The sequence below is a fragment of the Pseudonocardia sp. CA-142604 genome (assembly GCF_050948475.1).
Taxonomy (GTDB): Bacteria; Actinomycetota; Actinomycetes; order Mycobacteriales; family Pseudonocardiaceae; genus Pseudonocardia; species Pseudonocardia alaniniphila.
Window position 1 is genome coordinate 506,427 of record NZ_CP192045.1, and the last position, 23,342, is coordinate 529,768.

Annotated in this window: 15 protein-coding genes; 6 read left to right on the forward strand and 9 right to left on the reverse strand. The window is 68.0% G+C overall.

All coding sequences use genetic code 11. From position 1 onward, the window contains the following. Positions 1 to 171: 171 nt before the first annotated feature. The 7 genes from ACQPZQ_RS02440 to ACQPZQ_RS02470 form a co-directional block, all read right to left on the reverse strand. Positions 172 to 1,557 carry an esterase/lipase family protein gene (locus ACQPZQ_RS02440; RefSeq protein ID WP_433291568.1) on the reverse strand — a complete coding sequence of 462 codons (1,386 nt, stop codon included), beginning with the start codon at positions 1,555 to 1,557 and terminating at the stop codon, positions 172 to 174. After that, a complete protein-coding gene (locus tag ACQPZQ_RS02445; protein WP_433291571.1) occupies positions 1,544 to 6,235 on the reverse strand; it encodes a tetratricopeptide repeat protein in 4,692 nt (1,563 codons plus the stop codon). The genes ACQPZQ_RS02440 and ACQPZQ_RS02445 overlap by 14 nt, the downstream gene beginning before the upstream one ends. A 398-nt stretch (positions 6,236 to 6,633) precedes the next feature. Continuing rightward, a complete protein-coding gene (locus ACQPZQ_RS02450) occupies positions 6,634 to 7,908 on the reverse strand; it encodes an MFS transporter (RefSeq protein ID WP_433291573.1) in 1,275 nt (424 codons plus the stop codon). 83 nt (positions 7,909 to 7,991) lie between these two features. After that, complete coding sequence (locus ACQPZQ_RS02455; RefSeq protein ID WP_433291576.1) at positions 7,992 to 8,906, reverse strand: PDR/VanB family oxidoreductase; 915 nt, start codon at positions 8,904 to 8,906, stop codon at positions 7,992 to 7,994. A 59-nt stretch (positions 8,907 to 8,965) separates the two neighbouring features. Continuing rightward, positions 8,966 to 9,478, reverse strand: coding sequence for a hypothetical protein (locus tag ACQPZQ_RS02460; protein ID WP_433291579.1), 513 nt, complete (start codon positions 9,476 to 9,478; stop codon positions 8,966 to 8,968). A 37-nt stretch (positions 9,479 to 9,515) separates the two neighbouring features. Further along, complete coding sequence (locus tag ACQPZQ_RS02465) at positions 9,516 to 10,805, reverse strand: Rieske 2Fe-2S domain-containing protein (protein WP_433291581.1); 1,290 nt, start codon at positions 10,803 to 10,805, stop codon at positions 9,516 to 9,518. A 27-nt stretch (positions 10,806 to 10,832) separates the two neighbouring features. Next, the gene (locus tag ACQPZQ_RS02470; protein WP_433291584.1) at positions 10,833 to 11,960 is read right to left on the reverse strand and encodes an alcohol dehydrogenase catalytic domain-containing protein; all 1,128 of its coding nucleotides are present in this window, start codon (positions 11,958 to 11,960) and stop codon (positions 10,833 to 10,835) included. 95 nt (positions 11,961 to 12,055) lie between these two features. Between ACQPZQ_RS02470 and ACQPZQ_RS02475 the strand changes: the two genes are divergently transcribed. Next, positions 12,056 to 12,811: an IclR family transcriptional regulator gene (locus ACQPZQ_RS02475; protein ID WP_433291587.1), complete on the forward strand. Its 756-nt coding sequence runs from the start codon at positions 12,056 to 12,058 to the stop codon at positions 12,809 to 12,811. 808 nt (positions 12,812 to 13,619) lie between these two features. Continuing rightward, on the forward strand, positions 13,620 to 14,465 hold the full coding sequence (locus ACQPZQ_RS02480) for an enoyl-CoA hydratase/isomerase family protein (protein WP_433291590.1): 846 nt from the start codon (positions 13,620 to 13,622) through the stop codon (positions 14,463 to 14,465). 635 nt (positions 14,466 to 15,100) lie between these two features. Here the strand turns inward: ACQPZQ_RS02480 and ACQPZQ_RS02485 are convergent. Both ACQPZQ_RS02485 and ACQPZQ_RS02490 read right to left on the reverse strand, forming a co-directional pair. Next, complete coding sequence (locus ACQPZQ_RS02485; protein ID WP_433291593.1) at positions 15,101 to 16,042, reverse strand: helix-turn-helix domain-containing protein; 942 nt, start codon at positions 16,040 to 16,042, stop codon at positions 15,101 to 15,103. A 1,041-nt stretch (positions 16,043 to 17,083) separates the two neighbouring features. Next, positions 17,084 to 18,028, reverse strand: a complete 945-nt coding sequence (locus ACQPZQ_RS02490; protein ID WP_433291595.1) for a helix-turn-helix domain-containing protein — start codon at positions 18,026 to 18,028, stop codon at positions 17,084 to 17,086. Positions 18,029 to 19,473: 1,445 nt separating this feature from the next. Here ACQPZQ_RS02490 and ACQPZQ_RS02495 point away from each other — a divergent pair. From ACQPZQ_RS02495 to ACQPZQ_RS02510, 4 genes are all read left to right on the forward strand, one after another. Continuing rightward, positions 19,474 to 19,680, forward strand: a complete 207-nt coding sequence (locus tag ACQPZQ_RS02495; protein WP_433291597.1) for a hypothetical protein — start codon at positions 19,474 to 19,476, stop codon at positions 19,678 to 19,680. Positions 19,681 to 19,708: 28 nt separating this feature from the next. Beyond that, complete coding sequence (locus ACQPZQ_RS02500; RefSeq protein ID WP_433291599.1) at positions 19,709 to 20,914, forward strand: cytochrome P450; 1,206 nt, start codon at positions 19,709 to 19,711, stop codon at positions 20,912 to 20,914. Between the two features lie 298 nt (positions 20,915 to 21,212). Further along, on the forward strand, positions 21,213 to 22,796 hold the full coding sequence (locus tag ACQPZQ_RS02505; RefSeq protein ID WP_433291601.1) for a GMC family oxidoreductase: 1,584 nt from the start codon (positions 21,213 to 21,215) through the stop codon (positions 22,794 to 22,796). Beyond that, positions 22,777 to 23,277, forward strand: coding sequence for a hypothetical protein (locus ACQPZQ_RS02510; RefSeq protein WP_433291603.1), 501 nt, complete (start codon positions 22,777 to 22,779; stop codon positions 23,275 to 23,277). The genes ACQPZQ_RS02505 and ACQPZQ_RS02510 overlap by 20 nt, the downstream gene beginning before the upstream one ends. The last annotated feature ends 65 nt before the right edge of the window (positions 23,278 to 23,342 follow it).

The window sequence follows — 23,342 nt, forward strand, 5'->3', positions numbered from 1 at the left end:
CGCCTGACCGACGGACAGACCAGCTCAAGCCACTCGTGTTAACTACATCCAACCGGCCCCCTTCACCATGCCGACATGTGAGCTGTCCGTCGCCGGGACCCACCAACGGCAAGTGGCCAGCGGCCAGCGGTCAGCCGGGACCGAGCCCAATGGCTGCCGCGGCCCCGTGTCTTACTCGTCGTGCGTCCACACCAGCGTGGTAGCGGTTACGGCGGTGACAGGGGAGCCCGGCGCCACTCCGGTCACTCGGACTTCATACGCCCCGGGCCCGAGGTCAGCGAAGGCGGTTTCAATGTGGCCGTCGCGGACGGGCGGGGTGCGGACCGCCACCGCTGTCTGCTGTGCGCCTGGCGGGCGCTCAGGGAGCACCTCGATCCGCAGCCCGTGCTGCTGTTGTCGTTCGATGTCGACGCGAACCTGCAGTGGTTCGCCGGCCAGCAGGTAGTCCGGAGCGCTGACGCGTAGCGCCACGTTGTCATCTCCCCGTCGGCGCTCGGGCATCGCGCCAAGTACCGCTGCTACCGCGTCCAGGGCGCCGCGGTGGGCCTGGAGGTGGCCGTGCTGCTCAACGATGCGGTGGATGACGTTGGTGTCCATTGGGAGCTCGTGGCCGAGCGCGCCGGTGAGCGGGACGGTTCCGTCGCCACGGTCGTCGTCGCTGGCGATGGTGTCGAGCGGTTCCACGCGGGCGCCGTCGACCTTCAGGGAGGTCCAGGTTGGTTGCTCGATACCGACGATGGCGTGTGTCATGGCGAGGCTGGCCGGTCGGGCGCGTTCGGCGGCGGCGAGTTCGGCGTGAAACGCTAGCGCGTCGTCGCGCATAGCGGTATCCAGCTCGGGCACGGCGATTTCGTCCAGGCGGTGGAGCGCCCCGCTGTGGTCGATGCAGGCGTAGTCCGGGAGGAGCTGGTGTAGTGACGGCAGACTGCGGGCGAACTCGTGTAAGTCCACCGACAGCGGCCCGATGCCTCTGCGGACACCGTTGACGAGTTGCTCCACGGCTTTGGCCGCTCCGCGGTACGGCGTACCGAGGGTGATGATCTTACGGGTGTGGCCGGCGCCGCCGCGCTTCTCGACGTACCAGCGGGCGACCAGGCCGCCCATTGAGTGGCAGACGAACACCAACTGAGCTTCGGCCCGTTGCGGGCTGCTCTCGCGCCATTGCTGGAGCGCGGGCTCGACGATCGTGGCCAGTCGGTCGGCGTTGTACCTGTTGGAGAGCCGCCAGTCGTAAGCGACGGGCAGCACGTTGCCGATCTTGCCTGCCGTGGCAAGCTTCTCCAAGCGGCGGACGAGCGCGTCGTAGCCGGTGAGCGGGGTCCAGATGCCAGGGATGGCGTGCAGGTCGGGCATGAGCGCGACGGGCTCGACGCCGTCCCTGGGATGTCCGTCTCCGATTCCGCTCGGAAGCTGCAGTGCCTTCAGATTGCGGCCCAGGGTGCGGATGGCGCGCAGCGCCGCGCCGGCCGACGGCGCCCACACCAGGTGGCCGTTCTCGTCTTTCAGGGTGCTGCCCATAATGCCGGGTAGAACGACGACCAGGTCAGTGCTCGCCATCGCTTGGCGCCTCCAGTAAAACGGGGATGAGGGGAAGAACGGCCGCGTGTGTCGCTCCGAGGCTGGCCAAGGTTGTGATCCAGGCTTGGGTGCTGTCCGGATTCCACTCGCGGGCCTGTCGTACAGCGGCCGTAGCGCGGTCGGTGTCGCTGGCGAGGGCTGCGGCGACACCGAGGTAGATCGCGGCTGTGGCGCCCGCGGTCGAGGTGCTGGCTACAGAGAGGGCGAGCGCGGCCAGTGGCTCGAGGACTGCTGGGCGGTCGTGGGCGATTTCGTTGAGCAGTGGGGTGAAGCGGTCCGGGTCCTCGAGGGCATCGAACGCGGCCTGCAGTGCCGAATCGCCCGCGCGGGCGAGATCGAGCAGGGCGACGGCCCGACTTGTCGCGCCGGTTTGGTCCCCGGATGAGTGGTCGGCGACGTAGTCGCGGACATCGTCCTCGAGCAGGTCTGCGCGGCGGTCGTTGAGCAGGGCTCGCTGCTCGGCGACGGGTGCTGCGACGAACCGACGGCCGAGGAGCGCCAGGAACAGCGGTCGGTACGCGGCGTCTACGCCATGTATACGGGCTTCGGCAATGAGCTGTCGGTAGCGGTCGGCTTCGAGTTGCGCGACCGGCAGAAGCGCCTCCTCCACCGCTGCCTCAGCGACGGGGTCGAGCAGTTCCGAGTGCGCGGCCAGGTGGTCCTGCTCGTCGTGGTAGGTCGCGGTGCCCACCCACCCCTCGGCGGCTGCGAGGAGTACAGGGTCGATGCTGAGCCAGCCGGGCGGGGTCTTCCCGGTGGCCTCAGACCAGACTTCGTCCCAGGCTGGCGGGTTCCCCGCTCGGTGACGTCGGGCCTCGCCGCGGACAGCGGCGAGGAGTCCTCGGTCGGTGGTGTGGCAGCTTTCAACGAGCCAAGCCACGGAACGCAGGTCGCCTTGTCTGACGAACGTCGCCCGGAAGTACAGAAGTACGGCCTGGCCTTCCATCCCATGATCGGCCAGAACCCCCTCCCAAGCCCTGTCGGCCCGATCGGGATCGCGGGCCTCTGCGCAAAGGCGAGCCAGGGTGTTCAGGGCGGCGGCGAGGTTGGGCAGGAAGGCGGGGTTGTCGGCGGCGAGGTCGCGGTAGATGTTGACGGCTTCCTCGGTGGGGGGCTGCGCGTCGGCCCAGCGGCCTACTTCGCCGTAGCAGCCGCCGAGGTTAGTTAGGGCGCCGGCGAGGTTGGGAAGGAAGGCGGGGTTGTCGGCGGCGAGGTCGCGGTAGATGTTGACGGCTTCCTCGGTGGGGGGCTGCGCGTCGGCGCGACGGCCTACTTCGCTGTAGCGGCCGCCGAGGTTGCTCAGGGCGCCGGCGAGGTTGGGGAGGAAGGCGGGGTTGTCGGCGGCGAGGTCGCGGTAGATGTTGACGGCTTCCTCGGTGGGGGGCAGCGCGTCGGCCCAGCGGCCTACTTCGCCGTAGCAGCCGCCGAGGTTGTTCAGGGCGCCGGCGAGGTTGGGCAGGAAGGCCGGGTTGTCCGCAGCGAGGCCGCGGCGGAGCTGGACGGCTTCCTCGGTGGGGGGCAGCGCGTCGGCGCGACGGCCTACTTCGCTGTAGCGGATGCCGAGGTTGTTGAGGGCGGCGGCAAGGTTGGGGAGGAAGGCCGGGTTGTCGGCCGCGAGGCTGCGGTCGATGTCGACGGCTTCCTCGGTGGGGGGCAGGGCGTCGGCGCGACGGCCTACTTCGCTGTAGCGGCCGCCGAGGTTAGTTAGTGCGCCGGCTAGGTCGGCGAGGAAGGCCGGGTTGCTCGCGGCGAGGCTGCGGTAGAGGTTGACGGCCTCCTCAGTGGCGGGCAGGGCGTCGGCCCAGCGGCCTACTTCGCTGTAGCGGCCGCCGAGGTTGTTCAGGGCGGTGGCGAGGTTGGGCAGGAAGGCGGGGTTGCCCGCGGCGAGGTCGCGGTAGATGTTGACGGCTTCCTCGATCGGGGGCAGGGCGTCGGCGCGACGGCCTACTTCGCCGTAGCAGCCGCCGAGGTTGCTCAGGGCGGCGGCGAGGTTGGGAAGGGAGGCGGGGTTATCGGCGGCGAGGTCGCGGTAGATGTTGACGGCTTCCTCGGTGGGGGGCAGCGCGTCGGCCCAGCGGCCTACTTCGCCGTAGCAGCCGCCGAGGTTAGTTAGGGCGGCGGCGAGGTTGGGGAGGGAGGCGGGGTTGTCGGCGGCGAGGTCGCGGTAGATGTTGACGGCTTCCTCGGTGGGGGGCAGGGCGTCGGCGCGACGGCCTACTTCGCTGTAGCGGATGCCGAGGTTGCTCAGGGCGGCGGCGAGGTTGGGAAGGAAGGCGGGGTTCTCGGCGGCGAGGCTGCGGTCGATGTCGACGGCTTCCTCGGTAGGGGGCAGCGCGTCGGCCCAGCGGCCTACTTCGCCGTAGCGGCTGCCGAGGTTAGTTAGGGCGGCGGCGAGGTCGGGCAGGAAGGCGGTGTTGCCCGCGGCGAGGCTGCGGTCGATGTCGACGGCTTCCTTGATGGGGGGCAGGGCGTCGGCGCGACGGCCTACTTCGCTGTAGCGACCGCCGAGGTTGCTCAGGGCGCCGGCGAGGTTGGGGAGGAAGGCGGGGTTGTCGGCGGCGAGGTCGCGGTAGATGTTGACGGCTTCCTCGGTGGGGGGCACCGCGTCGGAACTGCGGCCCCAGGCCGCCGCTAAGTCTGCTACTCCCAGCGCGGCGTAGGCGAGGTCAGGCCGTAGCTCGTCGGCGACGTCCACGAGCTCGCGTAGGCGATCTAAGGCCGGTAGCCCCGCTGCGGTGGCGTGTCTGTACGCATACCGCCAGAGGTAGCTGGGGGCGGTGGCCGGAAACCCCACGCTGAGCAGGGTGCGGTATCGCGTTGCCAGTGCCTCCCACACCGCCTCGGCTCCGTGATCGAACGGGCGTTCGCCAGTGCGTCGGTAGGGCAGCCGCAGATGGTCGGCGAGGCTCTGGTGCGCCACCCGATAGACCGCCACCCCGCCCTCACCGTCCTGCACGACGTAGCGGCCCAGCTCGTCGAGCACCCAACTCACATGCTCACGGCCCAGCGCGTGCCCGGCCAGCTGGCTGGCGACTGCCAGCCATTCCTCCTCTGGGAAGCCGCCACCGAACGCCCACGTCAGCGCGATCAGCATCTGGCGACTCAGGTCCGGTGTCGCCGGGTCACGGGGTTGCCCGAATCCGGGTGGTCTCACCCGTGCAAGGTCGACGTCGAACGCCGTCTCGATCGAGACCGCCAGATGGCGGGCCCAGTGCGCCATCGACGTGTCGATCGGCGCCGCGCGGAGCTGATCGGTCACCAGCCGGGCGAGCAGAAACGGCCGCTGGTCGACCGGCGACGACTCACCGGCCACCATATGTTCGGCGATGATCGATGGATCCATGGCCTCGTCGACTCCGGTGAGCCGTGCCACCACGTAGTCCTGGAGCGCTGCCCGGCCCGACTCCCGCGATGCGGTGTCGTCGAGATCGAGCACTGCCCGGGGCCGCAGCTCCTCGACGAGTGCTCGCGGCGGATCGTCCTGCCGTACTTTCCGGGTGGATACCACGACTGAGGCGTAGGGCGCCAGCCGCACGAGAAGGTCGTCAGCGATCGCGAACGCCTCCGCGCGCGCCTCGTCCAGGCCGTCGACCACCAGCACCGGCGGCTGGCCGCGGTCGTCTGCGACGCGCTGCAGCGCCCCGATAAGCTCTGCGGCCTTGCGCCGGCCGTGCTCGTGCGCGCGCAGCATCCCGGCCCGCACAAGTTGCCCGTCGAGCAGCTCTGCGGCCCGGTCCGCTGTCAGGCCCCGTGCATGCACATGCGCGGATATCGAGCGGACGCCTGGGTCGCAGTGCGGCAGCGGCCCTCCGTCCAACAGCCGCCGACGCTCATTGGGGGTCGACAGGGACACCACCCGCCCGACGATCGCCGACTTGCCGGTTCCCGCCGAGCCGGTGACCACCCGTATCCCGGGCTCGGCCGCCGTTGCCCACGACACCACGTCGTCGACCTCGGCCTGGCGCCCCATGAACCAGGATCGATCGTCAGCGTCCGTCCCGCCGCGTGCGGCGAGCAGCAGGTGCTCAACGACCACCTCGGGGGCGCCTTCGTCCCAGAGCGGGTTGGGAAGCATGTACCAGGCGCTGCCCCTGCGCAGGAAATCCGGGCGCTGGTCTTCCTCGGTCCACTCCTCCAGCAGCGCCTGACCAAGGTCCTCGCCCCGGATCATCCGGTCGTGCCGCGACCAGCGCCGCTGCATGTCCGGAGACCGCGGCCCGCGCTCCAGCAGCCGCATCAGTACCGCGCCGAACGCCCCGTCCTTTGCCCCCTCCGGATCCCGGGCGGCGCAGGAGACGAGCACCCCGAACCACACGTGCTCCGCATTCGGAGGTATCTCCTCCAGCAGGGCCGCGGCCACTTCCGCAGCGTCCGGAATCCCACCGCCGGCGAAACAGGTGTCGAGAACGAACAAGAGCTGATTCGCGCCCGAACGGACACACCGCTTGATCACTTCGACGACGCTGACTTCACCGTCCTCATCGCGCGTCTGCAGCCACAGCTTCGCCCCGGACTGCACTCCGTGCCCACACCACAGTAAGAGCAGCGGGGCCGCCGCCGCCGACCCCCTGACCGCCCTCAGGTACACGTCGACCTCTGCGCGGTCCGGATCAACCAGGGGGTCCCCCACGAAGGCCGGACGCAGGTGCTCGGCCACAGTCGTGACCTCCGCGACGGCGTGCTCAAGCTTCGGAAGGATCTCGTAGGTGTCGATGCCAACGCCGACAAACCGTCCGGACCGCTCCAACCCCTGCCTGCCTCTCAGTGGGTGCCGAAGTGGAAGTCGACAGTCCCACAGGCAGCGTTACGGTCTGTTACCGGGCAGGTCACCCCTGTTGCGAAAGCGGCGTTGGTGACGCGCTTCCGCCGTGGAGGTGCGGGCGACGGCCAGCCCGGCCGGACGTGCTTTAAAGCGTCCAGTGTAGACGGATTGATCGCCGCGCTGGCTGCGGACTCCGCCGTCAACGTCCAACAGAGGCAGCAGGTCAATGCTCGCCGCCGGCGATCGGCAGCCTGCTCGGCGGCCAGCCTGCCTGCTGCCTTCGTAGTGTGTGCTTAAGCGGGCGGGTTTTGGCTAGCAGTTGTGAGGGTGAGGGAGGCTGGCGCTTCCGATGTCGTGCGTTCTCTGACGGTCAGCATGACCAGAGTGCCGAGGGCGGGTCCGGCGGCCAGGGTGAGGAAGCCCGCCGCGAATGATCCGGTGGCGGAGTAGGACGCGCCGACGGCGAGGGGCACGATGACGCTGCCGAGCTGCCAGATTGCGTTCGCGAAGCCTGATGCTGAGCCGGTGATGGCGCCGGGAACTAGCCGTGGCACGAGAGCGACCAGCAGTGGGGTCCAGCCGTAGGCGGCGGCGCCCAGTAGGGGAGCGAGCCAGAGGAAGCTGGTTGCGGTGCTGAGGTTTCCGAACGCGACCAGGGTGATGGTGAACAGCGCGAGGAGAAGGACTGAGGGCGTTCGACGGGCCCCGCCGAAGAATCGGTCACTGACATAGCCGATCACGGGCTTGATGGCTACTGCGGTGATGGCGAAGATGGCGACGACGGCGCCCGCTGTCGCGGGCGAGATTGCATGGCCCTTGATCATGAGAGCATTGGCCCAGGTGATGAAACCATAGAGGCCCCAGAAGCCGCCGAATCCTGCGATACAGGTCAGGACGAGGTTGCGGTTGCGGGCGAGCGACCTGAGGCCGGTCGAGAAGCTTTCCCGTTGAGGTGCGGCCTCGGCTGGGTCGAGCATCGGTCCTGGGCGGAGTAAGAAGAACAGGGCGACCGCGAGAGCCATCGAAATGGCGCCGAAAATGTGGTATGAGGTCCCCCAGCCATGCCACGCAATCAATGCGGGGACCACGGCGTTTGCGATGGCCGTCCCCAGTGAGGTGGCAGTGGTGAAGATGCCCAGAGGGAGGCCCAGTTTGGACGACGGGAACCAACTAGCAACGAGTCGGACTCCGGCGGAATAGTCGGCTCCGGCGAACAGGCCGACAAGAGCTTGCACCGCGATGCCGAGCGTCGCAGAGGTGGTGGACCCGAACAGCATCATCAATGCGCCGGCCCCGAACAGCGAGACCGACAGCATCCACCGCCCTCCGAACCGGTCGGTGCCGATCCCTCCGAGCGCGTTGGAGATCACGTAGCCGACGTAGTACGCCGTGGCGAAGGCGCCCAGGCTGGCGACGGGCACCGCCAGGCTGTCGCCGACGAACACCGACGCAGGCCCCCAGGTTGACCGATCGACCGAGGTCAAGGTGAACGACATCCAGCATGCGAACAGAACCGCCCAGCGATAGGGCGACAGGGCAAGGTCGCGGCCGACGGTAGGTGTGCTCATCGCTGAGCCTCCGTGGTGGGAAGAGGTGGCGGGCGCGCGAGAGCGCTCCGCGCAGTGGTGGGAGTTCCAGGGACTGGGGCTGGTCAGAGGTCGAGCACGAGACGCGCCGATGCGCAGCCGCCGACGCAGATCATCATCGAGGTATTCCTCGCGCGTTCTTTTGCGCTCAGGATGGTGTCGCGGTGGACGGGGACGCCTTCGAGCACCTTGGTCTCGCAGGTGCCACAGAAACCTTCCTCGCAGGAGGAAAGAATCTCCGGACGCAATGGGCGAACGGCGTCGAGGATGGACTGCCCGGGCTGGACCATGACGGTCTCTCCGGTCCGGCTGAGCTCGACCTCGTAAGGCGCGTCTTCGGTGGCCGGCTCCGCGGGATTCTCGACCTCGGACGGTTCGGCGGAGAACTGCTCGAAGCGGAATTGCAGGCCCGGCCGGTGTTGCTCAGCAGCGGTGCGGACTGCCGCGAGCATCCCCGCCGGGCCGCAGGCGAACAACGCCGCATCGCGCGGGGCCGAATCCAGGATCGCCGGGAGCGGGAGAGGGCCGTCGAGGTCGTCGGAGTACAAGGTCAGCTCTGCACCCGGGTGGGCGGCGAGCGCGTGCAATTCGGTGGTGAACGCCATGGTGTCGCGTCGCCGCCCGCCGTAGTGCAGTTGCCATGGCAGCCCGCGCGCCGTGGTCTCGCGGATCATCGGGAGCAGCGGGGTGATCCCGATGCCGCCGGCGACGAAGACGTAGGACGGGGCCGGTTCGAGCTCGAAACGATTCCGTGGCCCCTGGATCCGTAGCTGCCGCCCGACGAGCGCGCTGTCGTGGATCTCGGCCGAACCGCCGCGTCCGTTGGGTTCGCGGAGTACGGCGATGGTGTATTCGGGATCGCCGGGATCTCCACACAGGGAGTACTGCCGGACCAGTCCGGAGGGCAGCACGACGTCGATGTGCGCTCCGGGGCTCCACGCGGGCAGCGGCTGTTCGCCGGCGGCACCACGAAGCCTCATGGATATGACCCCCTCAGCCTCCCAGCGGACCTGAGTGACTGCGACGGTGTAGGTGCCGTTCATCGGGTCGCTCCGGCGAGCTCGCCGTCGTGCGTTCCGCCGCGCAGCACGTGCAGGAATGCGAGGGCCAGGGCCGAGTCCTTGAGGAGGATGACGTTGTCAGCCGCTTCCCGGATTGCCGTTGCGCCGCGTTGTGCGGCGTGGCCGGACCATCGGGCATCCGGGGTGATGATGACGGCCCCGAGGAGGGTGCCGGCGACGCGAGCAGCGTCGCCGATGGCCATCACCGTTTGCACGTCGACCGCGGGGAGATCCCGGCACAGCACGACAACGGCGTCGGCGTCGTCGATGGCGAGGTCGATCGGGCTGCTGGTCGCGGTGCCCTCCCCGGTCGCTGGTACCGGTTGCGGCCGGAAAGCGCCCTGACGGGCTAGCAGGCCGGCATCGGCCACCGTGATGCCCTCCAGCGCCGTCGCGCCCTGGATGTCGATCCAGGTGCGGGCTTCGGCGTCGAGCGGGATCAGCAGGACGGTGGCTTCGTAGGATCGACGGGTCCACGAGATCGTCGCCACGGCGTCGCTCCCTTCTGCTTTCGGGGTCGGGCGCGGGTCAGATGGAGACGAACTCTTCGCCGGGTTGGACGATGAGGGCGTCTCGAGCCCCGTCCTGGAAGGGAACGGACTTGGGCAGCAATATCGAGGCGGATCGCACCTGGTGGTGCGCGGTCTGGTCACCGGGCACGGACTCGGCGTTCTCGGCGGCGTCCTCGGCGGCGGCGAGCAGGCGGCGGCGGGCGAGGATGATCGCGGCATCGCTGGTGCCGAGACGTTCCTTGGTGCGGTCCACGACGGGGCCCATGCTTTCCTGCAGGGAGAAGTCCTGTGCCGCGATGCCTTCGACCCCGGTGAAGCTGCGCTTCTCGCGTTGAGCGTCGCGGTCGATGAGGTAGTCGTTCTCTTTGTTGGCCAGAGTGCGGTAGGTGCCGGGGATGTACTTGGCGTGAATGCCGTCCCCTCGGCGCATCGAGTCGAGCTCGTCCTCACGCAGCTCCCGCGTGGGGTGGTAGTTGATGCTCCATGCCCAGCAGTTCTCGTCGTCGATCGGTACCCAGGCGTGGGCGCCGAGCGGGTTGTGTGTGCCGAAGGGCGGGATGATCGTGTACCAGGGCATGATCCATTGGGTGATGCGCCAGTAGTACTGCTCGTCGTCGACATTGCGGCGGGCTCCGATGAGCAGGCCGCCGTCGGACTCGATGACCTCGAATTTCGGGCGGGTGTCGGCCTTGAGGTAAGCCAGCCCCTCGGTCCCGGAGTGCATTGGGTCGTCGTCGATGTTGAAGCGGTGGGCGAAGGAGACGTGGCTGGAGTCGATCCCGCCCTCCATAGCCTGCATGAAGTTGGTCTCCTGCAAGCGCTTGGAGACGAAGACCTGGGACGCGGGCAGGGCCGCCCACTCCAGCTCAGGCAGGGCGGGCTGGAGCTCGGGCGGGCCCATGTATGTCCAGATCACCCCGCCCAGTTCGACGCAGGGGTAGGCGGTCTGTTTGATCTTTTCCCGGAACCGGCTTTCCGGTGGTTCGGATGGCATGTCGACGCAGTTGCCGTCGACGTCGTATTTCCAGCCGTGGTAGCCGCAGCGCAGTCCGCATTCCTCGTTGCGTGCGAAGAACAGTGATGCGGTGCGGTGGCTGCAGAATTCGTCGAGAATTCCGATGCGGCCCTTGGTGTCGCGGAAGGCGATGAGTCGTTCTCCGAGCAGCTGCACGCGTACGGGCGGGCAGTCGGGCTCGGGGATTTCCTCGGTCAGGAGTGCGGGGATCCAGTAGCGGCGCAGCAGCGTGCCCATTTCGGTGCCGCGGTTGGTGCGTACCAGCCGTTCGTTCTGCTCGCGGGTCAGCACGGGGATTGCTCCTTTGTGGTGGGGTGCTCAGGCATTAGGACGGACGACGATGTGCGGGGACTCGGGTCCTGTGCCCGCGGCGAGGCGGGCGAGCATGTCGCCGACACCGTCGAGAGACACCTCGACGGTGGGGACCCGATCCAGATGCGAGCTGCCGTCGGCGAGCGATGCGATGGCGGCGGTAATCCCTTCCGGTGCCCGGCCGCGGACCGCACGCACCGTGAGGCTGCGCCGGATCATCGCGCTGGTGTCCAGGCCGATCTGCAGGGGCTTCTTCGGCGCGGTCAGGACGAGTCGCCCACCGTATCCGAGCAGGTCGACCGCCGGCCCGACAACGCCGGCGTCGGATCCGACGGCGTCGACGACGAGGTCGACGGTGCCGCCCCGCACGTGGTCGGCGAGGTTCGCTCCGTCGAGCACAACCGGGACGGCGCCGACGGCCTCCGCCATGGCGAGCCGTTCGGCGTCCCGCGCGAGCCCGCAGACGACGACTCGTCCCGCGCCGCCCGCCACGGCCGCCGCGACGACAGCGAGTCCGTGGTAGCCGGGTCCGAGGACGACCACGGTCTCGCCCGGGGCCAAGCGCCCGGCGTCCGTTGTCCAGTCCAACGCGTTCGCGTAGGGGAGCACCCATGCGGCCAGGTCCTCGTGCATGCCGTCCGGGAGCGGGTGGACCACCGCATTGGGCGGCAGGCAGAGGTACTCCGCATTGCCTCCGAAGAGACCCGGTGCCTCGGCCACGGGGATGGTGCCGATACGGCGGCCGCCGCCCCAGATGTCGGTCTCGGGGCACAGCCGGTACGGCCCGGTTCTGCAGGTGGAGCAGGTCCCGCACGGAAGGTATTCCTCGAGGACAACCCGGCTCCCGGCGTCGACCCCCCAGCGCCGGGCGGCGTCCGCGCCCACGGTCGCGATCTCTCCGACCACGTGATGCCCGAAGATCGTCGGGGCGGCGACTCCCGCGGCGTACAGACCGACGTCCGTGCCGCAGATCCCCGAGGACGTGACCCGCAGCCAGCCGCCGTCCTCGCGAACCCGCGTGATCGGCAGCCGCCGGATCTCCGAGCCGCTACCTGGAAGGGCGACGCTCGCCCTCGCGGTCGCGGGAAGCGCCGCGCCCCCGGCTGACTCATCTGTCCGACTCTGGACAGCCATTCCCCGCTCCTATCACTCTGTGATAGATTCATTATCGCTAGATGATTCGGATAGGCTAGATCGGGTCCGACAGGACGTCAATGGGGGCGAAGGACGTGACAACCGCTCGGGCGGGCGCCGACAGCGCACGGAGAGCACTGGACCTGCTTTTCGCGTTCACCGAGCAGCGGCCGGTGGCCTCGGTTCGCGACCTGGCCGAGGCGCTGGACATCCCGACGCCCACCGTGCACCGCTATGTGGCGATGTTGCGCGACATGGGCCTGATCGAGGAGCGTTCCCGAGGCCGCTACCACCTGACGATGCGCGTCACCGCCCTCGCTCGTGCTGCACGGCGGGCCACCCCGATCGTCGACATCGCCGAGCCCTACATGCGCAAGCTCTCAGACCGAATCGGGGAGTCGGTCCTGCTGAATCGCCTGGTGCACGGCCAGCCGGTCTGCATCCACAGCGTCGATGCGGCCACCAGGTTCCGCCTCTCCTTCGAGCCGGGCCAGCCGCTCCCGCCTCTACGAGGAGCCAGCGCCCGGCTCCTCCTCGGAGGGCTCAACCGCGATGAGCGAGAACGCTACGTCGATCGGGCCCTGCAGTCCGGTGCGCGGCCCCCGGTCAGCGGTCGGGACGGGTTCCTGCGCGAGGTCGAGCGTGACGCCGAGCGCGGATGGGCGATCAGCAATCAGGAGATCGACGAGGGTGTGTGGGCGCCGGCCGCTGCCGTGTCCTCGGACGGCACGGTCGTTGCCGCGGTCTCTGCGCCGTGTCTCGCGTTCCGGGTCGACGATGCCCGTCGCCAAGAGCTGATAGAAGTCGTGCGAGAGACGGCCGAGGCGATTTCGCAAGCCATCGGTCTCTGATGCGTCCACAACGCGCTTTTGTTCTTGTGACCTCTTATGCGGCCCCGCCTGGCGTCTGTGATCGTCTGGCGGTCGAGTAGCGAGGCACCGACTCGAGCGGCTGAGTCCGCAGCGGCGAGCATCCCGCCTAGCTGTGACACGAGTCATGACACGAATTCGAATCGCCTGGAGTGGTCGTGGAGGTCGTCGAGGTAGAGACCGATGACATAGTTGCTGGTTGAGGCCCCGTGTGGCGTTGAGCCATCCTCTTTTAATCCGCGGGTTCAGGGTTCGATCCCCTGGGGGCCCACCAGCTGTGACCAGTGCCTTTGCTGGCCTGGCTCTAGCGAGAGCCGAGCGCGTGACACGGCTCCGAACGGGGGCCGGTCGGCCCCTGAGCTTCGCGGGGCCTCACTCAACGTCAACGGTCGATGCGCGATCGCCTTCGGCGACGGCAGGCGGCCGCCCTTGACGTCGAGCCTCCACGGCTGTGCCGGTCGCTCCTGGGGTGGCGGGGGACAGCACCCCGCCACCCCAGGAGGACGGGGCAGACAGCCCTGCTTCTTGTCGATGTCGCCGAGCAGGGGTGCACCCGTGATGAATCAGAAACCGGACCGTATCGCCATCACCGCCTTGTCCGCGTTGGGAAGCCTGTTCGGGCACCACGGCCGGGACTACCTCGTGCAGTCGGACTGTGCCAACCACTGGCGCACCGCGGTGGAAACCCACGCGCAGAATCACGACGTACGCTCGCTGGCAGGTGAGGGCGGCAGACACCACCGGACCCCGAGCAACGCCGATCCGGACGATCCCGCCGAGACGAGGAACCGTGAGCGACGAGAGCCTGATCACGACCGTGTTGGACCGCGGGGTGGCGACCGTGACGATCGACGCGCCGCCGATCAACGTCATGAGCCGTGAGCTTTTTCGCGAGCTTCGACGGTTTTGCACCTCGGTGTCGACGCAGGACGACGTGCGCGTGGTGGTGTTCCGAAGCGCCGACCCCGAGTTCTTCATAGCGCATTTCGACGTCGAGCTTCTGCTGGAGCTATCGGCGAGCGAGGAGCCCATCTCTGCGGGGAACGAGCTCAGCCTGTTCCAACAGATGTGCGAACGGCTGCGCACCATGCCGAAGGTGACAATTGCCGAGATCGGGGGACGGGTCGGGGGTGGGGGAAGCGAGTTCAGCGCTTCCTGCGACATGCGATTCGGCGCTATCGGCCGCACGGTCGTCAATCAGATGGAGGTCGCACTCGGCATCCTCCCCGGCGGCTCGGGCACCCAGCGCCTGCCCCGGCTGATCGGGCGCGGCCGGGCGATGGAGATGATCCTCGGGGCCCAGGACCTCGACGCAGAGACGGCTGAGCGGTGGGGATATCTGAACGCGGCCGTCGAGCCGGACCAGCTCCGCCGGCACGTCGACAACCTGGCGCACAGCATCGCGAGCCATCCCGTCGACGCCCTCGTGCGGGCCAAGCGGTCGGTCCTCAACGCCGAAGAACTCACGCTGCGCGAGGGGTTGATCGAGGAGGCCCGGCTGTTCGAGGAACTCCTGCAAACCGACGCCGCGCGAGCCGCCATGACCGCATTCCTGCAGATGGGCGGCCAGACGCGGGACGGTGAGGTGGAACTCGGTTCGCTTCTCGACCGACTCCGGTCGGCCTTCGACCCGTGAGGCCCGCCGTCGACCACCGCTTCGTCGTCGACGATCCTCGCGCGGACCGGGCGGGAACTTCGGCGGACCTCAATGACGGTGGCATGACCGACGCCTGGTTTGCGGCTTTGCGATTCGAGGTAGGTGTCGATGAGGTCGGCCGGAGTGGTAACGATACCGATCGTCGTCCCATAAACGGAATTATCGGACAGAATTGCGCCGCTTCAAGCCGAGTGGCGTCCTGTGGAAAACCTGCGAGCGGTACGTGATGAGCGGCGTGCCCGACTCGGACCGGCAAGCCGCGTCGCACGTAAGTACGACCGGGTCCGGCCGGTGGGCGATCGTGACGCAACTGAAGTGTGGGCGCTCCACACGATTGCCGGGATCCTTGACGGATTGCCCGATCAATCCAGCTACGCCGACCTTCGTGCAGTACCCCGGTGCCACTGCCGCGGCGAGCAGGGGCCGGGCCACGTGTGCAGCCCGGCCCCACCCCCCTCGGGCCGAGGATCAACGCCGAGGCGCTCGGTGATCGGTTCCCCGACTCGGTTCGCATCGGCCCGTCTTCTCGTCGGCTGTGCAAACAGTCGACCAGCCCAGGACCCTTAGCCGGTATAACGATTCATCACCGGCACCATGCGTTTTCTGCAGCACGGTCACAGAAGCAATCCGGGGCGAAGGTGCTCACGCCGCCAACTGGCCGGCGTCGTTCCGTACTGCCGTCGGAACGCCCGGTCGAACGTACTGAGGTCGCGGAACCCGACCGCAGCCGCGACTCTCGACACCCCGAACAGGGCGTACCTCGGGTCGGACAGCATCATCTGCGCCGCGAGCAGCCGCTGTTCGCGGAGGTACGCACCGGGCGTGGTCCCGATCTGCTCGAACAAGGTGTACGCGCGACGGACCGACACATGGTGCCGCCGCGCCAGCTCGCCGACCTGCAAGTTCGGGTCGGCCAGGTGCTCGCGCACGTGCGTCAGCATCATGTCGAGCAACACCGCCGCGGAGCCATCGCTGCCCGGTACCGAGGGGGTGACGTCCCTCAGCGCCATGGCGAGTAGTTCGATCGCGGCACGCCCGGCGTCCAGCCGCTGCCGCATGGTGAGCTCGTCGGCAATCTTGAACAGTCGACCGAGGTAGCCGGACAACATTCGCATGGCCGGGGCTGTGGGGTCCATGCTGCGCGCACACGCCTCGGTGATCTCGGCGGACCGGAGCGGGAGCAGCTCGCGGGAGAATCGCAAACTGATGCGCTGGGTCTCGGTCGACGAGGCCCGCTCGTAGCTGCTACGCGCCTCGGTGAGTACTCCGGCACCGGCCGCAAGCTCGGCGAAGCGGTCGTGCTGACGGACGCGGACATGGCCGTCGATGTATATGCAGAACAGGAGCAGGTTGTCGGGCGACGCTTCCGCTGCCATTCGGCCGGTTCGGACCGCGGAAATACGCCCCATATGCGACCGAGAGAGTGTCTGGGTCTCGCCCAGCTCCTGAATGGCCGCCCGTCCGCGGAAGCCGGGTCCCGCCTTGACAGTTACCGGGAAGAAGATCTCACGGGCGCGGTCTTCCAACTCCTCACCGGAGTACTCGAGGATCTGCACGGCTCAAGGCTCCCTCCGGCCATCCGCCCAGGTAGAAGCTGCGAACACGCTTAGTCCCACCCGGAGGCTGTTGTCGTGACGAGCAGGGACTGGGCGCCGGTCAGCCTCGCCCGTCAAATCAAGGATGACGTCGAGCGCGTCCCTCACGCTCTTGGTCATCTGCTTAAAGCGTCGGAAAACCAACCGGAACGGAGGTGCCGGCCTGTTCCCAGGCGTCGTAGCACGGCGCGGGAGCTGGGCGGTATGGCGTCCTTGGGCAGCCGGGACGCGAGCATAACCGGCCGTACCAGCACCAACGCTCACGAAGTCATACGAATCCGAACGAGTAGTCATCAACCGACCTTCCCTGTAGATGTAGCGTTCCTCAGTCTTGGAAGTTTATAGGGTATTGTTGTTCCCCGCTCTTGCTGCTGGAGCAGTCTCGTGGCTGGCGGGCGATCGGAACTGACCAGTCTGCGATGGCTGCCAGGAAACTGCAGCCGCTTCCATGTAGATCGGCCCGACTTCATCTTCCACCCGCGGAGATGGCACGCACCGGTGAACGATTCCAGGCTGCCGACGTGAAAGAACGCTTCGGCCTCGAAGAGCAGACCACCATGGCGCTGGGGCGCAGCCTTCGCCGCCGCACACCGCGCGGGACTGATCCGTAAGGTCGGTGCCGCGCCGAGCCGCAGGCGGACCGTCAACAAGAGCCTGACAACGGTCTGGGTCGGCGTGGATGACACGCTCCCGCTCACGAAGGCAGCCGCGTGACCCCACCGGCAACGACCTCCGCCGGGCCGAGACCCTGGGTTCGGGAACGGTCCAAAACCGAAACCGCGCGGGCGGGCGCGTTGCCGATCAGTCGTGTGACACACCGTCCAACCAGTCGGCAATCCCCGCGAGAGGACTTGGTGTCACCAACTCCAAGAATCGAGTTTGGTGATCGGCCCCCAACGCGGTTCGCATCTGCCTGGCCCCTCGCGCAGACGGTCGACCAGCCCATTGCCCTCAGCGTGCACAGCGATTCCTGTTCGGAACCATGAGCTTCCTGCAGCACGGTCACGGGGTTGGTCCGGAGCGACGGTGCTCACGCCGCCAACTGGCTGGCGTCGTTCCGTACTGCCGCCGGAACGCCCGTTCGAACGTGCTGAGGTCGAGGAACCCGACGGCAGCGGCGATGCTCGATATCGCGAGACGGTCGTGTCTCGGGTCGGACAGCATGGTCTGTGCCGCGAGTAGACGCTGTTCGCGAAGGTACGCACCGGGGGTGGCCCCGATCCGTTCGAACAAGATGTACGCCTGACGGACCGACACATGGTGCCGCCGCGCCAGCTCCTCGACCCGCAGCTCTGGGTCGGCCAGGTGTTTGCGAACGTGCGTCCGCATCATGTCGAGCAACACGGCCGCGGAGCCGTCCCCGCCCGGCACCGAGGGGATGACGTCCCGCAGCGCCATTGCCAGCAGATCGACCGCGGCACGCCCGGCGTCCAGCCGCTGCGGCGCCGTAAGGCCGTCGGCGGCCTCGAACAGCCGCCCGAGGTAGGCGGTCAGCACCTGCATGGCCGGGTTTGCGGGGTCCATGCTGCGTGCACAGGCCTCGGTGATCTCAGCGTTACGGAGCGGGAGCAGGTTGCGAGAGAAGCGCAGGGTCAGGCTCCGGGTCTCGGTCGACGAGACCCGCTCGTAGGAGCTACGCGTCTCGTTTAGCACCCCCGTACCGTCCGTCAGCTCGACGAAGCGGTCGTGTTGGCGGACGTGGCCCTGGCCGGCCATATATACGCTGAAGAGCATCAGGTCGTCCGCCGACGCCCTCGCTGCCATCCGGTCGGTCCGGACCACCGACGTCTGCCCCCGATGCCGCCACTGAGTCAGAGCCAGGGCCTCGTCCAACTCGTGAAACGCCACTCGCCCGCAATAGCTGGTACGCGCCCGGGCGATCACCGGCATGAAACGCTCGTGGGCGACGTCTTCCAGCTCCTCGCCGGAGTACTCCAGGATCTGCACGGCCCCGAGGCTAGCTCCGGCCATCTGCCCAGGTGGGAGCGCTAGGAGTGCTCTAAGTGCTACCTGGACGGCTGTTGTCGTGATGAGCAGGGGCCGGGCCACAAACGAGCAGCCGCCCCACCACCTCGAAGGTGCTATGCGCCGACGCGCTCGATGAGCTCTCGCGCTCGCTCGCGGTCGAGGCCCTTCGTGGGCCTTCCATGACCGCGCCGATGATCGCACTTGGCGGGCTCGCGGCAGGCCGCCGAGGGTGGGTTGGGCACCTGCGCCGACCGTCCCGTAAACGATCGTCTACAGGACGAGCGCGAGCGGGGTGGGTCCGCGGCGCGAGCAGGGGCGATGTGCGCCGCGATCGGCAGGGACGCTGCGAGGGATCGCCTGTTGGTCGCGATGCTTGTGCTGATCCGTGCCATGGGTGCTGACAAGCGCCTGCTCGCGCGTGACACGAGCCATGACGCGAAAACGAGTTGGCTGCCGAGGTCGTCGCGGTCAGTGCGGCGGGAAGCGATGCCGTAGTTGCTGGCTGAGGCTCTGTGTGGTGTCGAGCCATCCTCTTTCAATCCGCGGGTTCAGGGTTCGATCCCCTCGGGGCCCACCACGTGTGACGAGGCCGTACCGCGCTCGCCGTTATGGGATCAAACGTGGTGCGAGTACTTCGCACGCTCCCGGTCGTGGCAGCTCGGCGCACGCGCCAGAAGCGACCGCGAGGCAGCGTCGAGGAGCTCCCCAGCGGGTCGCTGCCCGTCTCTGTCTACGCCGAGTTGCGCCGGTGCCGGAGCCACTGCGACCGACGGCCGTACGTCGAGCACGGGACGGCGCGCCCACACGAGTGTGACGAGCGTTGCCATCCGCACGTGTGCCGGCAGCGGGCCGCGTCGACGATCCGGCAGGTTCACTTCATCCTGAGTGGCGCGTTGAAGCGTGCAGTCCCGCGCGCGGTGAAGCTGCTCGAGACGCTGGGATGCGTCCGAGCTATGGCTGGACGTGGGGTGTTGGTCCTTCATCGTCGCTGACTCCTGGATGGGCACAGCGGAGTAACACAAAGCGCCCTCATCAACAGCCCGTGCGGACACCATCGTCGAGCAGTCAGTAGCAGTTGGGGTCGATCAACGTTTATCGCGTCAGTTGTCGCTGGGGGTAGGTCGTGGCCGGTGCGGTCACGGGCAGCGTCGCGTCCGGGCCAGACACTTGCAGCTCAGACGCTTGCAGGATCTGCCGCACGCGCGCTCACGGCGGCTGCCACCGTTCAGACCAGCCGCACCTCTCTCCACTCCTGCCTGGCCGACCCGGGCCACTTCCGTTTCGTCCCCAGGCGTCGAAGGCCTCCGATGACAACCTCATCATTTCCCAATTTCATGTATTGGGCAAAGGATCTCAAACTCGGCAGGGTCCACCGCGGAGGCAGGCGAGGAGAGCTCTCACTGAAAGATTATCGAATAGCGTTGTTGACCCTGACATTCGTAAACTCGAGACTGTCCAGGGAGCCGGCATCCCCATGCTCTGCTCCTGCGTGCACCGGCGAGACCGCCGTCCTCGCCGGAGACGTCGACCACCGCGACTCCCTGCTCACCGACAAGGAGAAGGCCGCGAACGACACGATGTTCATCTGGGTCTCCCGCGCCGCCTGCCCCATGCTCGTGCTCGACCTCTGAGCCACCCACCACCGAACGGGAGTCCGTCATGGTGACCACCACGCAGAACGTGCCCGCCCTGGACGACGACCCCTTCGGCACCGAGATCCTCACCGACCCGTACGAGTTCCACAGGCGCCTGCGCGACGCCGGGCCGGTGGTGCGCCTGCCACGGTATGACGGCCTCGTGGCGATGGGGCGCTACACGGAGGTCAAAGCCACGCTCACCGACTGGGAGCGGTTCGTGTCGGGCCGGGGGGCGGGCCTGTCGGACTTCGCCCGGGAGAAACCGTGGCGCCCGCCCAGCCCCATCCTGGAAGCCGACCCGCCGGACCACACGGCCGTGCGCACCGTGCTGAACGCGGTGATCTCGCCACGCGCGGTGCGCGGGATGCGGGCGAGGTTCGCGCCGTTCGCCGAGGAACTGGCCGACGCCCTCGTGGCACGGGGTCGCTTCGACGCCGTGACCGACCTCGCCGAGGTCTACCCGCTGCGGGTGTTCCCGGATGCCTTCGGGCTCCCGGCCGAGGGCAGGCAGAACCTGCTGCGCTACGGCGAGCTGGCGACCAACGCCCTCGGCCCGCGCAACCAGCTGCTGCTCGACGCGTTCGCGGCAGCAGCCGAGGCCCAGGAGTGGGTGCGCGCCCACTGCGAGCGCGACAAGCTCGCACCCCAGAGCCTCGGAGCGGAGATCTGGGCGGCCGCGGACCGCGGGGAGATCACCCACGAACAGGCGCCGCTGGTCGTCCGATCGGTGCTCTCCGCGGGCTTCGACCCCGTCGTGATCGGCCTGGGCAACGCGATGTACGCGCTGGCCCGCCACCCGCAGCAGTGGGCCGCGCTGCACGCCGACCCCAAGCTCACCAAGTTCGCCTTCGACGAGGCGCTGCGCTGGGAGTCGCCGTTCCAGACCTTCTTCCGCACCACCAGCGTCGACACCGAGGTCGCCGGCACCACCATCCCGAAGGACACGAAGGTCCTGCTCTTCCTCGGCTCGGCCAACCGCGACTCGCGACACTGGGGCCAGAACGCCGAGGAGCTCGACGTCCACCGCGCCGCAAGCGGGCACGTCGTGTTCGGCACGGGAATCCATCAGTGCGTCGGCCAGCTGGTCGCCCGGCTCGAAGCCGAACTCGTGCTCGGCGCGCTCACCCGCCGCGCCGCCTGCCTAGAGCTCGACGGGGAGCCGGTCCCGAAGCTCAACAACATGCTGCGCGGGTGGGCGAGCATCCCGGTCCGGGTCACCGCCGCCTGACGAGAGGCCTCATGGGCTCGGGAGGGGCGTGGTGGGCATTGCAGGCACACGCAGCGCGGCCGCCACGTCGTGCGCGGCCGATCCGGGTGGACACTTCCGTTTCGCGTCGGCAGCCGTCTCCACCATTTCCCAATTGCATGTACTAGGCAAATGATCTCACATTCGGCGGCTCCCGCCGCAGAGGCAACCAAGAGAGTTCCCAATGAACGATTCTCGATTGGCCGGCATTGACCGTGACATCCCGTAAGCTCGGGAGGATGGCTGGAGACTTGCATAGGTCCGCAGAGGGGGGTTCAGGATGACGCTGCCGCGTGTCGCCGACCGGACGGCACAGGAAAGTTACGATTTCATCGTGTGTGGAGCCGGATCCGCGGGTTCGGTGGTGGCGGCGCGCCTCGCCGAGGATCCGCAGGTGCGGGTGCTGTTGATCGAGGCCGGCGGATGCGACGACGTTCCCGAGGTCATGACGCCGGCGCAGTGGCCCGCGAATCTGGGTTCGGAGCGCGACTGGGCATTCCTCGCGCAGCCCAACCCTCACCTGAGCGGCCGGGCCATTCCGCTCAACATGGGCAAGGTGCTCGGCGGCGGTTCGAGTATCAACGTCATGGTGTGGGCACGAGGCCACAAGAACGACTGGGAACACTTCGCCGCCGAATCGGGCGACCCGGGGTGGGGCTACGAATCGATTCTCGCGGTCTACCGCCGCATCGAGGACTGGCAGGGCGCCGCCGACCCGGAGCGCCGCGGCCAGGGCGGGCCCGTCCACGTCGCACCGTGCGTCGACCCTTCGCCCGTAGCGCTCGCCATGATCGAAGCGGCCGGATCGTTGGGCCTACCGACCTACGACAGCCCCAACGGGGTGATGATGGACGGTGCCGGGGGCGCCGCGATCGACGATCTGATCATCCGGAACGGACAGCGCTGTTCGATCTTCCGCTCGTACGTGTATCCGCTGCTGGGGCAGCCCAACCTGACGATCCTGACGCAAACACTCGTCAGCAAGCTGATCCTGCGGGGATCCACGGTCGTCGGCGTAGAGGTCATCCAGGGCTCGCAAGTGCGCCGGTATACGGCCGGCCGAGAAGTCGTTCTCTCGCTCGGTGCGATCAACACGCCCAAGGTGCTCATGCAGTCCGGCATCGGCCCGCAGGACGAGCTTCGCCGACACGGTATCGCGATCACACAGCACCTGCCCGGCGTCGGTCGCAATCACCAGGATCACGCGTCGTTCAACTGCATCTTCGAGTACAGGGAGCCGCAGCGGGTCGGCAACTCGGGCTCCGAGGCAACTCTGTACTGGAAGAGCGACCCGAGCCTGGATACGCCGGACATACTGCATTGCCAGGTCGAGTTCCCCGTTCCCAGCACCGAGACCGCGGCCCTGGGCGTCCCGGAACACGGGTGGACGATGTTCGCCGGAATCGGCCATCCCAAGAGCCGGGGCGAATTACATCTCTCCGGGCCTGACCCAGATGATCCGATCCTGATCGACGCCAACATGCTGTCTCATCCGGACGATCTGACGGCGGCGTTCGCCAGCATCGAGTTGTGCCGGGAACTCGGCAACAGCTCTCCCTTCACCAGGATCGTGAAACGGGAGGCCTTGCCCGGCGAGCTCGACGCCCATGCCCTGGAGAACTACGTACGCAACGCCGCCGTCTCCTTCTACCACCAGTCCTGCACCGCCAGGATGGGACGCGATCCGATGTCGGTGGTGGACGCCGAACTGAAGGTCTACGGCATCGACAACCTCCGCATCGCCGACTCGTCGATCATGCCGGACATCACCAGCGGAAACACGATGGCACCGTGCGTCGTGATCGGCGAACGAGCCGCCGACCTCATCCGGGGAGAAGAGCCCCATGGCGCTGCAGGACGCTGATACCCGGACCATCGATCCGCTGGAGCCGCACCTCACCCCGGACGCACTGATCGCCCGCCCTGCGGTGCTGCGTGGAAAGCTGCGCGAGCGGCAGGACGAGTGCGAGCAACTGGGTCGTCTCCCCGACTCGACGCTGCATGACTACCTCGACGCCGGCTTCCATCGCGTCATGCAGCCACGACGATTCGGTGCCTACGAGTTCGGTTTGGATACGTTCCTGCGGCTCGCGGTCGAACTGTCCCGCGGCTGCCCGTCGAGCGGCTGGGTGTTCGCGCTCACGGCCGCCAACACCGTCATCATCAGTTTTTTCGAGGAACGGGGCAGACCGAGCTCTTCGGGGACGGCGACTTTCGCGGCCCAGGCTCCGCGCTCGCGACCCCGGTGCTCAAGGTCGAGGGCGGCTACCGGATCACCGGCTGGTGGGACTATGCGTCCGGCTGCGACGTGGCAACACATTTCATCGGCAGTGCGGCCGTCGTGACGGAGCCGGGCGGCTAGGTCGTCGACACGCGCTTCGTGGCAATACGCCGGGACCAGTTCGAGATC

Coding starts and splice junctions, on each gene's coding strand:
- ACQPZQ_RS02440 (WP_433291568.1), bottom strand. CDS start 1,557: ATGGCGAGCACTGACCTGGTCGTCGTTCTACCCGGCATTATGGGCAGC.
- ACQPZQ_RS02450 (WP_433291573.1), bottom strand. CDS start 7,908: ATGAGCACACCTACCGTCGGCCGCGACCTTGCCCTGTCGCCCTATCGC.
- ACQPZQ_RS02455 (WP_433291576.1), bottom strand. CDS start 8,906: ATGAGGCTTCGTGGTGCCGCCGGCGAACAGCCGCTGCCCGCGTGGAGC.
- ACQPZQ_RS02470 (WP_433291584.1), bottom strand. CDS start 11,960: ATGGCTGTCCAGAGTCGGACAGATGAGTCAGCCGGGGGCGCGGCGCTT.
- ACQPZQ_RS02500 (WP_433291599.1), top strand. CDS start 19,709: ATGGTGACCACCACGCAGAACGTGCCCGCCCTGGACGACGACCCCTTC.
- ACQPZQ_RS02505 (WP_433291601.1), top strand. CDS start 21,213: ATGACGCTGCCGCGTGTCGCCGACCGGACGGCACAGGAAAGTTACGAT.
- ACQPZQ_RS02510 (WP_433291603.1), top strand. CDS start 22,777: ATGGCGCTGCAGGACGCTGATACCCGGACCATCGATCCGCTGGAGCCG.